Here is a 15,288-nt window from a genome sequence, read left to right as displayed (position 1 = left end):
CTGAACTTCTTTTGAATTTTTCCAAAGAGAGGAATGTAGACTAACTTTAATTCAAGTAATTTCTATAGGATTGCAGGGGATAACAACACCAAGTACACTGAATTTTTAATAAACCTTAATAACCTCATGAAAAAATCGGGTTCCTTTTATAACTTAGAAACTATAGGAGGTGTTTTATTATTTATTGCTGCAGTACTTGCAATAATTGTTGCTAACTCTCCTTATCGTATTGGATATGAGCATTTTTTAAACATTAGTGGCAACGTATCAGTTGGAAATCTCTCTATAAAAAAGCCGCTTCTCTTATGGATCAATGATGGATTAATGGCTGTATATTTCTTATTGATTGGCCTAGAAATAAAACGAGAAATTAATCGAGGAATTTTAAGCAACAAAACCAATCTTTTAGTTCCTGCTCTTACAGCATTAAGCGGATTGATATTTCCTGCGTTAATCTTTGTTTTTTTTAATGCTCACAATCTCATCTATCTTAAAGGATGGGCCATCCCTACTGCTACAGACATTGCCTTTACCTTAGGGATAATATCTCTTTTGGGTTCTCGTCTTCCTTTTTCACTCAAAATTTTACTGACTGCCATCGCCATTTTTGATGATATGGCTGCGATTGTCATTATTGCCTTGTTTTATACGAAGAAATTATCCCTGCTTTCCTTATCACTGGCCTTTTTATTTACCTTGATATTGATTGGCTTAAATTATTTTAAATGTCGCCGCATTTCAGTGTTCATGCTTTTTGGGATTGCTCTGTGGATTGCGGTATTAAAATCTGGGGTTCATGCTACTCTGGCAGGGATTGTGATTGCTATGACCATTCCTGACGAAGGTAAACAATCCATGTTGACTCGCTTGGAAGATGGTCTGCATCATTGGGTGGTCTTTTTAATTCTGCCTCTATTTGCATTTGCTAATGCCGGCGTCACCTTTATAGGAATTGATTTATCAATGTTTACCCACCCTATTGTACTGGGTGTCGGATTGGGATTATTTCTTGGGAAACAATTCGGTATTTTTATCTCTTTAGGTTATTTTGTTAAATTCAAGCAAATTCTTAAAGCTGATAAGGTTACTCTTACCCAAGTATACGGTATCTCACTCATTTGCGGCGTTGGCTTTACCATGAGTCTTTTTATTGGAACTTTAGCGTACCAAAATAATGATTTAAGTTTAATGCCATTGGTTAAAATTGGGGTGGTACTTGGATCTTTTATATCCGGATTAACTGGTTTTTTGATGTTAAAAAGCGCACGTTAGAGAATAGTATTTAATTATTGAAATCCTATATACGCATATTACCAGTTTAATGATTGTGAAACTAATTAACCTTCGAGAATAAGCTACGTTATTTTTTAAGTTTTTTTTGGGGCTAAATGTCTCCTATACCTCTAAATAAACTTGGCTATAACTTACTCGACTTCGCCATGGGTTGTTTTTGTTAAATGACCTATGTCTACTCGAACGAAAGTCGAGTCTCCAAGTACTGTCAATATATTATTCGCGTAAACTTCGCAATGCACCCGTGTTTTGCGTGCAACTTCACCTACAACGCGAGCTTTAAGCAGCAGAGGCACGCCTATTGGCGTGGGTTTGATATATTTAACTCCCAATGAACCAGTTACACAATCAATACATGGCGAGCTTCCGGGCTCTCGGTTTTCAGTACGATAGTGATACGCTATTGCTGTCCAGTTGGAGTGGCAGTCAATAAGGCAGGCAATGAGACCGCCATACACAAGTGATGGCCACCCGGTATAATGCTCGGCAGGGGTATAAGACATAATCACATGGACACTATCCATATCCCAGAAGCTTTTTATTCGCAGACCATTTTCGTTCTTCGTGCCACAACCGAAGCATATGCCTTCAGGAGAAATAAGATCTTGTAAAGCACGGTTTTTAATATTCATCACTTTCTTTCATGTAATCCTCTTCCTTAAAGGTGGGTAATTCCTGGCTCTGTAAGTGGATTGCAAAGGCGAGCTATATCACCTGCACAAGCTAATAAGGGGTGTTTTTTTAGTTGTTCAAGCATAATGAGCCAAGGCTAATAGTAGAGATTAATTTTATCATATTATCAGGGTGTTTATATTGTATTCAGGCAGAAAGCAGCGTGGCAAAATAAACTCTTACGCATGGGACAATAGCGGAAACATTAACTGGTTCTCATCAAATAAAGCAGTTTTGCCCAGCTCAATAAAAAGCATTTCATCCTTTTCCTTTTCGTTAACAGGTATTTTCTCATAAGATGAACAATCCTGCGGAACAAAACCAAGTTGCACAGTTTCTGTGGTTTCATCACTCAAGGTATAGATAATATCGTCTAAATTTTGTTCTTGTTTACTAAATACGTCTAATAAGTTGAGTTCTTGCTCTTTTATTTCGGCGAGGGCGATAACATCCAATTCAGGTAGGTAAAACACATTATCCTTATACACGGTAATACAATAAAACATCACAAGATCGGCATTTCCCTGCATGGAAATTTTACCAAAGGGACAAGTATTGTGCACATAGTCATACGCTTTTTCTCGATCTTCCATTGCATCCATATCCAGCTTGACAAAGTTACCTGGCTTTGTGGGTTCTATCCTTCGTTGGTATTGATACTCTTTCACCGACTTAAATCCCAGTTTTGGATAGAAGCCCCATACGGTCGAATTAGCAAAAAGATAAATCAGATGCGTCTTTTCTTTCCAATCTTCAAAAACTTTTTCCATGAGGCTTTTACTTAAACCTTGATTTCTATAGGCTTCGTCAGTCATCACCGTACCAATTTGAATCGCTTTTTGCCTATGGCCAAAGATATTAAATTCCATAATATTCACCGAAACATTAGCTACAGCTTGTTCCCCGTCAAATAATGTATAGGGGATATATTTATCTCGCCAATAGCCTGATTGGTACCATTCTTCAAAAGATAAATCGAAGATTTTCACGGCAAGGCGATTAAAAGCAGCACGTTTCTTATCTTCTTTTTGGTAAGCTTTAAGAAAAGTAAGTTTTTTCATAGATTTTAACTACCGCCCTCCCCAAATTTATTTAATAGGATTAAATTGGGAGCTATCAATATATATTCTTCAATCATAAGATAAAATTTCTTTTTAATATATTAGTTTGAGGAGAGGGAGTAGCCGATAAGATAAGGCATACGCTTTTTATGCAAAAGAATCGTAAGACCAGATAAAAACCAACATGTTGTATCATTAACTTTTCAGAAAGGTTAACCTGTTGATATACTTAAACATATTAGTTCTTCACTATAGGGATATTTATGAATGCAGCAATTGGTTTATTCTTTGCTAATCTTGGTTTAGTACTTTTTATATGTTCACTCCTATTTATCCTAATTCATCGCATAATTAATAAAAGGTTACTGTTTTCGGAAATTGCATATCGCTGGATATCATTAATGCCATTAGGATTGACCGCTATTTATGCTTTTATCATGCATGCTTTTTTTCCAGTATTTACCGCAGCCACCATTGGTTGGCAAGACAGTCCTTTTCAATTTGAAGTTGCAATGGCAAATCTGGCAATCGGCGTTATTGCCATTTTATCTTTTAAAGCGAGCTTCGATTTTCGATTAGCAACGGTGATTGCCAGTACTTGTTGGCTTTGGGGAGATGCTGTAGGGCATATCTATCAAATGATTGTTCACCAAAATTTTACTATTGGTAATGCTGGCTCATGGTTTTGGATGGATATTCTGGTCCCATTATTGCTCATTATCTCCTTATTTAGATTAAGAGTACAAATAAAATAGTATTGTAAATACTGTCTTTAAATACAATGATAATTTTCATTAAAAGGCAGCCTCGTAGCCTGGTTGCTAGTCAACCAGGTTTTCTTTATCTGGAGAATAATCTCATTCTCTAAATTCATTGGTAAGAATTACACTTGAATCATCCACGAATTTACCCCACTCATAAGCTAATATTCCTTTTTTAATATACTGAAGAAAGCTAGAGTGAGGCCAATCAATAGGGTTTTTGACTAGTGCATGTTTGACAGGGTTATAGTGAATATTTTCTCAAAAACAACGACAGTCCACATAAAATTGCAGATAAAAGATAAACAAGTTATATTCATAAAAAAATCACTATGTTATATGATTGGCCAATAGGCTAATAATTGAGATTAATTTCCGGGAGTTAACAATGCCAGGTAGTGCAGAAAAACCGTATATTTTTGCTTCAGCATCTGAATATGAACAAGAGCGGCTAAAACTATTAAATGAAGTGTATAACCCCAAATCACAAGAAATGTTACGCCCTTGGTTACGTCCAGGGATATCGATCCTGGAAATTGGTCCGGGAAATGGGGAGTTGGGTGCATGGATGGTACAAACTGCAGGGAAAGGAACTCAATATACCGCCATAGAAACTAGCCAAGAAGCTATAGCAAATGTCTCACGCTTAATTCCAGAGGCTGAATTAATTAATGCATCTGTCGCCAATATTGAAGACATAACGCAGTTATATGGCAGACGATTTGATTTAATTTATTTTCGCTGGGTACTTGCCTACACGTCTAAAGAGCAATTCAATACCACACTAGCTAAATTATATAGCCTCTTAAGTGATACCGGTCGATTGGTATGCGAGGAATGTAATGTTTACAAGGTATCCTGCATAGATAAACAACACCCAGACTCAAAAACTCACGATCCAGCAATAGAAGCGTGGTTAGCATTATCCAGGGATGTTGACCGGGCGTTCCAAGCCAACTTTGAATTAGGAAAGCGATTGAAACAAATGCTTGTTGAAGTAACTCATAATACCGAAAAAGTAGTTGTCGAAAAATTTCAGCCAGCTCTAAAGGATCCACATACGAAAAGAATATTATTTTTCGGCATGAGTAGTGCGCGCCAAACCTTAATAGAGCAGAAAATCAGAGAACCACAAGAGTTTGATGCGCTCACTCAACAACTTGAGGCCTTAGCTGACAATGAGGAAATAGACATTCTCTATGTTAAAAATACGATTGCTACTGTTTGCAAATAAGCCTGGTTGCTAGTCAACCAGGTTTTCTTTATCTGAAAGAAGAATCTCATTCTCCAAATTCATGGGTAAGAATTACACTTGAATCATCCACGAATTTACCCCACTCATAAGCTAATATTCCTTTTTTAATATACTGATGAAGGCTAGATGGGGCCAATCAATAGGGTTTTTAACTAGTGCATGTTTGACAGGGTTATAGTGAATATAATTAATATGTTTCTCAAAATCCGCTTCATCCCGAATTAAATGTTCCCAAAATCGCCGTTGCCACAGCAGATATTCCCCGCGGTTATTTCTAGGAATTTTTATACCTTTCGTAACAAGTTGGCGTGTAAACTCAGTTTTTATTAAACGCCATCGCGTTGAAAAACTAGAATCGTTTTTAGGCAGCCCAAAGAAACCTGGTTGGCTAGCAACCAGGTTTGCTTAAGCATATGCGGATATCAGTTACTCAAATAATCGCTTGCGCCGTTGCTCTAGCAATTCGAGATATTTTTCCTGCATTGGTTGAGATAAAAAACTAAAACCAATCAGCTCTTGCCATTTTGGTATTACTTGATGGAACTCTTGTACGATCCTATCGGTGACGTTTTGGTTTAATCCTAATTTTTCAAGGGCGAAATATTTAAGAAAATCACTCTTTGTTAAATTATTTTTTTTTCCTTTTAGAGGTAAAGCCAGTTCTTCTTTGGTATTTTTTTGAGCGATGGTTGAGTTAAGTAAATCGTAGGCTGGTGATATGGAAATTTTTCTCTCCTTAGTAATCAGGGAAAAATTTTTTAGATGCATGTCTTCATTGCCGACCAGGAAGTTAAACAACGTCAACTTAAATAATTTCACGAATTCAATTTTTGGGAATGTACAAAACTGTGCTATGACTGCGATTACTTTTTCCATAGAACTTTTATATTTTGTATGTCGATCTTCACCTGATAGCTGTGCAAAATCTTCTAGAGCTAACTTTTTATTATGGCCTATTCTATCAAAGCGTTTAATGAAGTAGGTTAAACTGTTGTCTTTAGAATAAACCAAACCATGAACCGGAACTTCGAGGCCTATAGTTTTTGCAAGGGTCATAGTAAGAGCTTCATTTTCAGGCAATTCTGGATAAATATCACTTTGTGGTTTTAAAATATACTGGCCATATTGATCAACGATTTCAAAACATCCCGCTTTAATCTTTAGTTTGGCACTTAGTTTCTTTTGAACGCCCTGAACAGACATCTTTCCTACACGAGCAATTGCTTCCTGTCGCTGCTCATCAGCACTTAAATCTAATGGGCTAAGATTTTTTAATTGAGGAGAAAGCAAATGCAGTCCACGTTGTGAATAGTTTTCTTGAACACTTATCTTCTCATAAGTAATAGGACAGTGTTTCATATTACTTCCTCAATCGTCACTGCGCCTACGACATCTTGGCCAACTATTATCAATTGGCCAAAATAATCATGTTTATCGATTTTATATTTGCGTAATAATGCTTCAAGCATAATACCTTCAGGTAGCAATCCTTCAAAAAAAGGAGGGAATACGTCAAAATCATAGATCTTATTTGTTAACGGCATGGTGAGAGAAACAGGTGCCCCCTGATAATCAGTAAGGTAAGTAAATTGATATTTTTTACCTTCTAACTCCTCTAATATTCCAGCTCTTATGCCATTCACTGATACATATGCTTTTCTCATGTATTATTATCCATTGTTTGAGGAAATGGCGTTTCAAATTTTATTTTGATATTTAAAACCTCGAATACTTTTAGTAATGTATTTAGCCGCACCGATTCTTTCCCTTTTTCAATATCATAGATAACGGTCTTACCGACCCCCGCTAACCGGGCTAATTCTTGTTGTGATAAGCCGCTTTGTTTGCGGTAATAATGGATTAAATTGGCAATTTCGTGTTTGGGCATGGAACACCAACAATTAATTATATATTACTGTTATAGCAGTAAAAATGATAAAAATAAATTTATTATTGCATTTATTTGCATTAATTCACCATAAATTACTGTTATGGCGGTAGATTTGATTTATTTTCTTATTATACCCTCTTTTATTTATTGTTAATTGCGTAAAATTACTGTTATCGCGGTAAATTGGTGGGGATAATAAAAACCTCCATTATGAATTAAATGGTTTGATGAAATTTCGCTTGAGTTGAAAGAGTATCTACGCTTGCTATCCTTAGACCTTTTGCCGTTGATGAGTGCCCCGTAATTGGGAAAGCCCACAATTTGTAACCCATGTCTTTGCAGTAGACCCTGATTTTATTGCCCCACTAGGACTTGATCTGGTACTAATGATTATGATCCCGTCAAGGTCAAATTAAGCAATTGATTTTATTATAATTTTTGTCGAAAAAAACCACTACATTGTCGTACGAAGTATAACAGTGTCGTACTCAAATATGCAAAATTCCCCCACAATGGATTTTCTGGGCTCTTTGTGGGACGTACCGGGTTAATTTGTCTGACTTATAACGATATTCATCCTGAAATTGAAGTGGACTATGCGCTCATTAAAATTGCGTGGGGTAAAAGCTATGGTAGATTACAACAAAACTAAGGTTATACCGGCTACTTTATATTGCGGAGCAATGTTTTAAAAAGTTCCCTGGTGTTTGGGAGGTGATGGTTATACCAAGGAAATATTTTTAGATTTAATAGCTCAGTAAATTTCTTTTTTATAAAAAGCTTACTTGGATTAAAACACTAAAGAAAAACATAACAAACCTTTATGGCTAAAGGGAAATACTGGATTGATAATTTGCTTGCCCTATTATGGAAGCAAAGATTACAGTACCAAAGGATACATGAGTGATTATGACAACTATCTTTTTGAACTTCATACGGGTAATTTAGATACTAGGCTTCGATATTATAATGAAAAGCAAAATTGATTTTAGAGCCATAACTTTCGCTGATATTCCCCTCATGCTTCGATGGTTTAATACCCCACACGTGCAAGAGTTTTATTCACTTCGTCCATGGACAGAAGAGGAGGTGCTAGCAAAATTAACCCCTTATATTTCGGGAGATAAGCCAGTATCAGGATTTATCGTTTTGCTTGATGAAAATCCCATTGGTTACTTGCAGTCGTATAAAGTAAGTGATTATCCTTGGCCGAATCAAAATTTACCTGAAGAGATTGTGAAAACTGCTGTGGGGATGGATTTATTTATTGGAGATAAGGATTTTCTTGGAAAGGGGCTGGGGCAACGGATTATCCAGACGTTTATAGAAACCCACGTTTGTCCCCAATATCAATATTGCATTGTCGACCCTGATATAAGAAACGTGCCCGCTATTCGATGTTATGAAAGATTGGAATTTAAAGAACATCAAGTGATTGATACAAAAGACGCTCTTCAACGTCCAACTAAACTTATGCTTATGATCTTGATGTGCGGCTGATATTTTCCACTTTACACGATATACCAGAATTGAGCCATTACCTTTAAAAAGAAAAGGAAAAAATAATAAGTATTTTGGTTTCAATCAAGGTACTGATCCAGGCTGTAGAAATTATTTCGATTCTGAAATTAATGGGCAGACCTATGGGGCGGTAGTGTGTGATGACCAAGCTTATTTAATAATTGCAAATAAAAAAATAAGTACAGCAACAGCTAAAACTATTCAATGAATCCAAATGTTAAACCTGACATCCCAATTCATCGTTTTTCAGAGTGGTGGAGAATTAGTAAAGGTAATAATCGTATCTATGTATTCAAACCGCCCTAATTGATGGCAAGCTTTATGGCTCTGTTACATGTGTTGATAAACCTTATTTAATTATTGCTAATCATAAGATTAAATTGGAATTAGCTAATAATTATTCAACTAACCCGGCTATAAAACCAACAACTGCAATTGCTCAGGTTGCGGGAAGTTTACCCATAGATAGCGACCTAGTTTATCTTTGATAAAGACAGGACCATCAATCAGATTATAAGAACTAAGATTTAACGAATCCAAACAAACCGCATGATTGAACATAAAATATTACTTATTAAGCTGGTGTAAAGTAATCGCATTACCTTCAGAATCGATAATAATCGCCATTCTACAGACTGGTGACGAAAAAACATCCAATTTGAAGGTTACACCATTTTCTTTTAACCGTTGAGTTAACGAGTCCAAATTTTCCACTTCAAACGCAATACTACCTCCAGATACTGAGCTCGGTTTTACTCCTTCCGCAAGGGTTGTAATCGCAAAGCATCCCCCCTGTGGCAGGTCGTACTCCACCCAATTACCATTGGCAGAAGTTTTGCTTGGAATCAGGCCGAGATTATTTTTGTAAAACTCCATGGCGCGGTTTATATTTTTGACTGGGTACATGGTGAATGCGACTTTTTTTAACATGGTTTTCCTTCTATACGTTGCCAATTTTCGAAAGTAAATAAACTTGTTCACTGGCAGCTGTTAATCCTTTGGCTTGCAAGTGTGGAGGGATTGATATAGCTTCTCTATCGAGCAATTTTTTAATATGGAAATAGTCAGAATAAAGTTGATTCATTTCCTTTTCACCAACTGAAAACGGCGGGCCAGACATCTCTTGCTGGTTATAAGTTGCAGAAATAAGCAACATTCTTGTGTTTTGGTTAAGCAGCGAAATCATCTTTGCTGCATATTGCTTGCGTAACGCTTCGGGTAAAGCAATCAACGCAACACGATCAAAGACTGCATTAATTGTGCCGAGTACAGATGCGTCTAAATCAAAAAAATCACCAGCGAGTAGACTGATTGTTTCATTATAAAAAAGTGTAAATGCATCTAATTGTTTACGAAGATAAGGAATATGATACTCCTGAAAAAAAGCCTCGCAGGCATGTGAACTTAATTCAACACCAGTGACAACATAGCCTTGCTTTAGAAGCCAAAGCATATCAATACTCTTGCCACATAAAGGAACAAATATTTTATCACCGGGCTTTAGATTTAATGTGGGTAGAAATTGCTTTAATAATTCATTGGGTTCTTCTTGATTGAACGCAATGTCGTTTGTTTGCCATTTCTGATTCCAATAAATAGCTTGTTCGTTTCGTGTGCTCATGGGTAAATTACAATACTCTCTCGAAGGCTAGTTATTATATCAGATATTGTAGGGTATCATGATTTACCCCTTAAGATGATGATTAACTTACTATCAAATCGTAAGTAACCCACTTTGTCTTGGATGCTAATTTGTCATATACCTTCATCGCATGTTGATTGTTATCGGCGGTAATCCAGCGGACGACTGAAATATTTTTCTGTGACGCAAAGTCTTCAATGGATTTTATTAATTTTTGTGCGACCCCTTGGCCTCGATACGATGAATCAACAAATAAATCATCCATAAAAAGGCCTATAGAAGCTTTGATCGGTCTTAAGAACTCACGAAAATGAACCAAACCGACGGGATGCTCTTTTAAAAAAGCAATAAAACAATGAATTTTCTTTTCATCATCAAAAAACCAATCCCATAGTGTCAATAACTGTTCTTCTGAAAGCGTAGTATGATAAAAATCAAGGTATTGTTTATATAATTGAGACCAACCTTGAAAGTCGCCTTGTTCCGCGCTTCTTATCGTTAACATAATTTATGTACCCTCTATTTTTCTTGCCAAAATCACTTGGCTTCCTGGCTGATCAATTTTATCAGCAAGAATCTCAAATCCAGCTTGTTTAACTAAAGTAGAATTCATAGGCGCAGGACGTCCACTATGACAAAATCGCTCACCAAACATTTCTGATTCAATCGTGTATTCATCAATTATGGTATGAGGAGCATCAACAACTTGATTGGTATCTGCAAATGTGATGAGTAGAAGACCTTTGGACTTAAGAAATGCATGAAATTTTTTTAATATTTCAAGGTGTTTTGTTGCATGAATATGAAACAATGCAAACCAACAAATAATCGCATCAAACTGAAGATTTGTTGTGAAATCACAAATATCGGCTTGGAAAAGTTTTTCTTTTGGAATAATTCGCTCAGCATACTCGAGAAGTTTAGGTGAAATATCGACACCATAGACATTGAATTCTTTTTCAATGAGGTATGCTGCTATTGGTTTGCCAGAACCACATCCGACATCAAGAATTTTTGCGCCAGATTGTAAATGAGAAATCACTGCATCAATAGAAGGTTGTTCTATGTACCATTCTCGTTTCTCATACCAAGTGTCGGCAATATTGTCATAGCTTTGTTTGATTCTACGATTGAAATCATTCACTTTGAAATCTCCTACAAATGAGTATCAAAAAACTTTACAAAGCCGGTGACTGTGAGTTTTGGATTATCAATATTTTCTCTTACAAATTCGACCTGAAATCCGCATTTTAATCTTACCGCGATTTAATGGACACTGCTCTCTGAAAATTTACCCTGCACATTCAAACTCAAATGGAGCTTTATAGTCAAGTGCAGAATGAATCCTTTGCTGATTAAATAGCCCTCAATGTATTGAAATACACTAAGCTTAGCTTGTTCCCTGGTTTGATAGCAGTCGTTGTGAATTAACTCAACTTTAGGCGTATGAAAAAAGCTTTCAGCAATCGCATAATTCCAGCAATTCCCTTTTCTACTCATACTGCCAATCAGCCGATTCTGATTGAGTAATTGTTTATATTGGAGTGAACAATATTGGCTACCACGATCAGAATGAACGATAACCCCTTTAGGAAACCTACGTCTAAATAAAGCCATAGAAAGCGCATCACATACCAATTCTTTTTCATTCGCTTATCCATCGACCAACCAATACTGCTCGCGAATAGCGACTGCTTAATCATAAAATGAATAATGACGTAACAGCCGGTTATATCATGAAAGATGTGGAGCGATTGAGAAAACCAATGCAGCAGGTTGCTAATTTCTTCCTTGAGCATATGCAGGTTACAGCAGAGATAATTTTGAATTGATAACTAAAGAGATGGTTTTGCAAAAAAAACCATGTTAAATACAATTCAGCACAATGTCCTATATTTGATATTTAAGTGCTATGCGTTTTATTTTAATAACATTTTTTTTTAGCTCGATGTTTACAAGCGCTCATGGTGAAAAAGTTAGTAGTATTTCTTTATGGACTTATCCCGTTGAAGTGATATATATCATTAATCATCCAAAAACTGGTGAAATGGTAATAGGCTCAGATTATCAGGATGGTTGTAATTTATTAGGTGAACAGTATTTTTGGGGTATTGTTCCATCAAGAAGCGATAGACCTGCTTGCTATTCGATGACGTCTTACAACATGATCATTGGTGCTGACACTTGGCTTTGTTCAGATGGAACCAATGCGTACTATAGTGTGCCTCATAATTTTTGTCTTGATATAAAAACTTGTCCAGATAATAGTTGGACATTGTCAGAGGATGAAAAATACTGCATTCGTGAAGATTTTCCATGTGTACCTGATCCAGAAAACGTCTCAGAAGAACAAGCGTTAGCTGCTTTAGCGTATGGCGAGTCACATTGGACTAATAATTATAAAGAAATGGCAGGAATTGCCAGTGCTGCACACAGAAGAATGAAAGCAAAAGGTTTTAAGAGCATCAATGAGCTTATATTAAAAGATGAAAATTTTGCTTATGCCACAGATCCAAAATCAAAGAATGAGCGGTATTATAATCTAATGTGCGGAATAGATTCTCCGGGAGTACAATTGGCATATAAAGCGGCTCGAAATGCGCTAAATGACGGAATTGATTATTCCAATGGGGCATGTTTTTGGGATGGGGTGGATTTGAAGGTCAATGGAAAACGGGCTTATAGGTATGCAAGAGGATTTAAGTTTTCAGATGTGCATCATAACATTCTTTCAGTAGCAGAACCTCCTTCATTAAAGAGAAGAGGGTTTAATGGGAAATTCTACGAATACACCTATATGTCCACATCGGGAATTAATAAAACCATATTTTGGAAGTTGAGTAATGAATTTTTAGCTACGGGGGGAAAGCAATGTATTTAAAGCAACTAACTATATTCACTTTGTTTACGTTATGTAGTGTTGGCATATTTGCAATGCCGCCAGTAGAGATTTTGCAATCCTGCAAAAATATGGAACCAGCTAATCGGACAATTACAATGAAATTACTAGATGATGCTGGTTTATCTGAGCAAAAAGATATTGATTGTAAAAATCAGTATGAAAGCACTATTGACGGTCAACTTTATGGTTGGGCAACATGTAACAACAAACCATATCTCATCATAGCTAATAGGAAATTTAGTACCGAATCAGCTAAAAATTACTCAATGAATCCATCAATAAAACCCGATATCCCAATCATATCACATCCATTATGGTATAGAATTGATAAAGGGGATAAATCATATCTTTGTTTGCTTTCACCTTTGTCAGACACGGGCTCAGCGGCTAACTCCTGGCAATATTATTTGGTAGAAGATGCATTTGATGTGAGTAAAACAGATTACCCAATTTACTATTACTTTTTCGATAAAAATGCTTATAAGCGATGAGCCATTACAATTTTGTCGCGTTTTATGCTATAGCTTGTGACAAAATAGCAACGCTAGTCTGTAAGCCCAGCACGTTACTCGTCAAATTATACTTCGCGCGGTCATAATCTGCGGTTTTTTGTATTTGATTCTAACGCTCTATCATTAAATATTTTCCTCAGTCTATCCTAATCAAGAAATGATAAGGGTATTGCCCACAGATTGTCTCCAAAGGACAAACATTTATCCCCACTATAGAGAACTATACCGCTAATCCAATTTTTATCAGCTAAGGTGGCCAGTTTTCTTAAACCGCGGAAATCTTGATTAAAAACAGTCTGACTTGCTTTAACTTCAATACCAATAATCTTACGTGAATGATTCTCAAGGATAAAATCAACTTCTACCTGATCTTTGTCACGATAGTAATAAATATTCCATGACTCGTCCTCCATGGAACACATTTTTAATAATTCGCTATATACCCAAGTTTCTAGTAGAGACCCAAAAACAGATCTATCAGTTTGGATGCTTTCGGTGGTAATTCTGTTCAAACATGCCAAAAGACCACTATCAAGGAAATGGATTTTTGGTGTTTTAACGATCCTGCTTAAAGTATTGTGATAATGATTTAAAAGGTTTTTCTTTAAGAATTACTTCCGGTGGTGTCAAAAGTTTTATCGTTGAAACCAGAATCAGTGGCAAGGTTAAAAGAGTGACATTAGGCAAATACGGTAACTTGACTGTTGAGGAAGCCAGAAAGCAAGCTAAAAGTCTTTTAGGTAGCGTGGCCAGAGGTGATGATCTCATTGCAGAAAAGAAAACCAAGAAAGTTCATGCCTTGACCTTACAGCAAGTGTTGAATGACTACCTCAAAGCAAGAAAAGATTTAAAGCCACGGACCTTAAACGATTATCAATGTGTGCTACATGAAGTCGTTCCCGACTGGCTTGATAAACCGCTGGTGAATATTACCCGGGAAATGATTGCCAAACGGCATACTAAGCATGGACAGACAAATAGTAAAGCGCGTGCCAATAACGCTATGAGGGTATTAAGGGCGATTTTTAATTATGCTATGTATGAATATCAAGATGGGAATGGCCATCCAATAATCACTATTAACCCAGTCAAATATCTATCGCATACCCGGGCATGGTACCGAGTAGATAGAAAACAAACAGTTATTAAACCGCATCAATTAGCTGACTGGTATAAAGCGATCATTGTCTTAGTAGAGACCGACAATTACCGTAATGCTTTACTGTGGCAGGATTATTTTTTATTACTCTTATTCACCGGTATGCGAAAAATGGAAGCGGCCTCTCTTTACGCTGGGAAAATGTGGATCTGAAATCAAAAACCATCACCCTGCAAGACACCAAAAACCATGAGATTCACACCCTTCCCATGCCTGATTTTGTTTATGACTTAATGGAACGCAGAAGCCGGAATAAAACCAGTGAATTTGTATTCCCGGCTGAAAGTAAAACCGGCTATATCTATGAACCTAAAAAAGCAGTGAATAGGGTAGTAGAGTTATCCAGAGTTCCATTTACCTTGCACGACTTGAGAAGAACTTTTGCTACTATTGCCGATAGTTTGGATTTACCGGCTTATGCTTTAAAACGATTGCTGAATCATAAAATGAACAGTGATGTTACTGCAGGGGTATATCATGAAGGATGTTGAACGCTTGCGAAAACCGATGCAACAGATTGCCAATTTTATTAAAGAACACCTGATGATAAGTGAACACGTATAATGGGCTATTTTACAAATATCTCAAAATGAGATATAATTTGATTTAACAAGGGTGT

Annotated in this window: 18 protein-coding genes and 2 pseudogenes; 8 read left to right on the top strand and 12 right to left on the bottom strand. The window is 36.5% G+C overall.

Going from position 1 to position 15,288, the window contains the following annotated elements; genetic code table 11:
* The first annotated feature begins 126 nt into the window (after positions 1 to 126).
* Positions 127 to 1,272 (top strand): Na+/H+ antiporter NhaA, encoded by a 1,146-nt coding sequence (gene nhaA, locus EL206_RS02405; RefSeq protein WP_058461954.1) that lies wholly within the window; start codon positions 127 to 129, stop codon positions 1,270 to 1,272.
* Positions 1,273 to 1,424: 152 nt separating this feature from the next.
* Here the strand turns inward: nhaA and EL206_RS02400 are convergent, their stop codons facing one another.
* The gene (locus EL206_RS02400) at positions 1,425 to 1,925 is read right to left on the bottom strand and encodes a PaaI family thioesterase (protein ID WP_058461953.1); all 501 of its coding nucleotides are present in this window, start codon (positions 1,923 to 1,925) and stop codon (positions 1,425 to 1,427) included.
* Positions 1,926 to 2,144: 219 nt separating this feature from the next.
* On the bottom strand, positions 2,145 to 3,026 hold the full coding sequence (locus EL206_RS02395) for a GNAT family N-acetyltransferase (RefSeq protein WP_058461952.1): 882 nt from the start codon (positions 3,024 to 3,026) through the stop codon (positions 2,145 to 2,147).
* 263 nt (positions 3,027 to 3,289) lie between these two features.
* Here EL206_RS02395 and EL206_RS02390 point away from each other — a divergent pair, with 263 nt between their 5' ends.
* A complete protein-coding gene (locus tag EL206_RS02390) occupies positions 3,290 to 3,781 on the top strand; it encodes a DUF6790 family protein (RefSeq protein ID WP_058461951.1) in 492 nt (163 codons plus the stop codon).
* Between the two features lie 394 nt (positions 3,782 to 4,175).
* Entirely contained in the window at positions 4,176 to 5,021 is an 846-nt protein-coding gene (locus EL206_RS02385) for a class I SAM-dependent methyltransferase (protein WP_058461950.1), read from the top strand.
* 111 nt (positions 5,022 to 5,132) lie between these two features.
* On the opposite strand, the gene EL206_RS10205 is transcribed toward EL206_RS02385, so the two are convergent.
* The 4 genes from EL206_RS10205 to EL206_RS02370 all read right to left on the bottom strand — a co-directional run bounded on the left by EL206_RS10205 (position 5,133) and on the right by EL206_RS02370 (position 6,930).
* Entirely contained in the window at positions 5,133 to 5,369 is a 237-nt protein-coding gene (locus tag EL206_RS10205) for an REP-associated tyrosine transposase (RefSeq protein WP_407637802.1), read from the bottom strand.
* Positions 5,370 to 5,468: 99 nt separating this feature from the next.
* Positions 5,469 to 6,401: a lpg2370 family Dot/Icm T4SS effector gene (locus EL206_RS02380; RefSeq protein ID WP_058461949.1), complete on the bottom strand. Its 933-nt coding sequence runs from the start codon at positions 6,399 to 6,401 to the stop codon at positions 5,469 to 5,471.
* Complete coding sequence (locus EL206_RS02375; RefSeq protein WP_058461948.1) at positions 6,398 to 6,706, bottom strand: HipA N-terminal domain-containing protein; 309 nt, start codon at positions 6,704 to 6,706, stop codon at positions 6,398 to 6,400. Before EL206_RS02375 ends, EL206_RS02380 begins: the two co-directional genes overlap by 4 nt.
* On the bottom strand, positions 6,703 to 6,930 hold the full coding sequence (locus EL206_RS02370) for a helix-turn-helix transcriptional regulator (protein ID WP_058461947.1): 228 nt from the start codon (positions 6,928 to 6,930) through the stop codon (positions 6,703 to 6,705). The genes EL206_RS02375 and EL206_RS02370 overlap by 4 nt, the downstream gene beginning before the upstream one ends.
* Before the next feature lie 972 nt (positions 6,931 to 7,902).
* Between EL206_RS02370 and EL206_RS02365 the strand changes: the two genes are divergently transcribed.
* Positions 7,903 to 8,433: a GNAT family N-acetyltransferase gene (locus EL206_RS02365; protein ID WP_058461946.1), complete on the top strand. Its 531-nt coding sequence runs from the start codon at positions 7,903 to 7,905 to the stop codon at positions 8,431 to 8,433.
* Positions 8,434 to 9,021: 588 nt separating this feature from the next.
* Here EL206_RS02365 and EL206_RS02355 read toward each other — a convergent pair.
* The 5 genes from EL206_RS02355 to EL206_RS02335 all read right to left on the bottom strand — a co-directional run bounded on the left by EL206_RS02355 (position 9,022) and on the right by EL206_RS02335 (position 11,713).
* Positions 9,022 to 9,384, bottom strand: a complete 363-nt coding sequence (locus EL206_RS02355) for a VOC family protein (protein ID WP_058461945.1) — start codon at positions 9,382 to 9,384, stop codon at positions 9,022 to 9,024.
* 10 nt (positions 9,385 to 9,394) lie between these two features.
* Positions 9,395 to 10,075 carry a thiopurine S-methyltransferase gene (tmpT, locus tag EL206_RS02350; protein WP_058461944.1) on the bottom strand — a complete coding sequence of 227 codons (681 nt, stop codon included), beginning with the start codon at positions 10,073 to 10,075 and terminating at the stop codon, positions 9,395 to 9,397.
* Between the two features lie 82 nt (positions 10,076 to 10,157).
* Positions 10,158 to 10,601, bottom strand: coding sequence for a GNAT family N-acetyltransferase (locus EL206_RS02345; protein ID WP_058461943.1), 444 nt, complete (start codon positions 10,599 to 10,601; stop codon positions 10,158 to 10,160).
* Between the two features lie 3 nt (positions 10,602 to 10,604).
* Entirely contained in the window at positions 10,605 to 11,240 is a 636-nt protein-coding gene (locus EL206_RS02340; RefSeq protein WP_058461942.1) for a class I SAM-dependent methyltransferase, read from the bottom strand.
* 122 nt (positions 11,241 to 11,362) lie between these two features.
* Positions 11,363 to 11,713: a DDE-type integrase/transposase/recombinase gene (locus tag EL206_RS02335; RefSeq protein ID WP_058461941.1), complete on the bottom strand. Its 351-nt coding sequence runs from the start codon at positions 11,711 to 11,713 to the stop codon at positions 11,363 to 11,365.
* A 71-nt stretch (positions 11,714 to 11,784) separates the two neighbouring features.
* On the opposite strand from EL206_RS02335, the pseudogene EL206_RS10050 reads away from it, so the two are divergent.
* The 3 genes and pseudogenes from EL206_RS10050 to EL206_RS02325 all read left to right on the top strand — a co-directional run.
* Positions 11,785 to 11,928 (top strand): annotated as a pseudogene (locus EL206_RS10050) (integrase); the annotation flags it as partial.
* 80 nt (positions 11,929 to 12,008) lie between these two features.
* A complete protein-coding gene (locus EL206_RS02330; protein ID WP_058461940.1) occupies positions 12,009 to 12,977 on the top strand; it encodes a hypothetical protein in 969 nt (322 codons plus the stop codon).
* A gap of 53 nt (positions 12,978 to 13,030) precedes the next feature.
* On the top strand, positions 13,031 to 13,489 hold the full coding sequence (locus EL206_RS02325) for a hypothetical protein (RefSeq protein WP_232048490.1): 459 nt from the start codon (positions 13,031 to 13,033) through the stop codon (positions 13,487 to 13,489).
* A 167-nt stretch (positions 13,490 to 13,656) separates the two neighbouring features.
* On the opposite strand, the gene EL206_RS02320 is transcribed toward EL206_RS02325, so the two are convergent.
* A complete protein-coding gene (locus EL206_RS02320) occupies positions 13,657 to 14,055 on the bottom strand; it encodes a DUF4143 domain-containing protein (RefSeq protein ID WP_232048504.1) in 399 nt (132 codons plus the stop codon).
* Positions 14,056 to 14,084: 29 nt separating this feature from the next.
* Here EL206_RS02320 and EL206_RS09935 point away from each other — a divergent pair.
* Positions 14,085 to 15,233, top strand: a pseudogene (locus tag EL206_RS09935) (tyrosine-type recombinase/integrase); the annotation flags it as partial.
* Positions 15,234 to 15,288 lie beyond the last annotated feature (55 nt).

This window comes from Legionella adelaidensis (genome assembly GCF_900637865.1).
Lineage (GTDB): Bacteria > Pseudomonadota > Gammaproteobacteria > Legionellales > Legionellaceae > Legionella_A > Legionella_A adelaidensis.
This window is presented reverse-complemented; position numbering and strand designations above follow the sequence as displayed.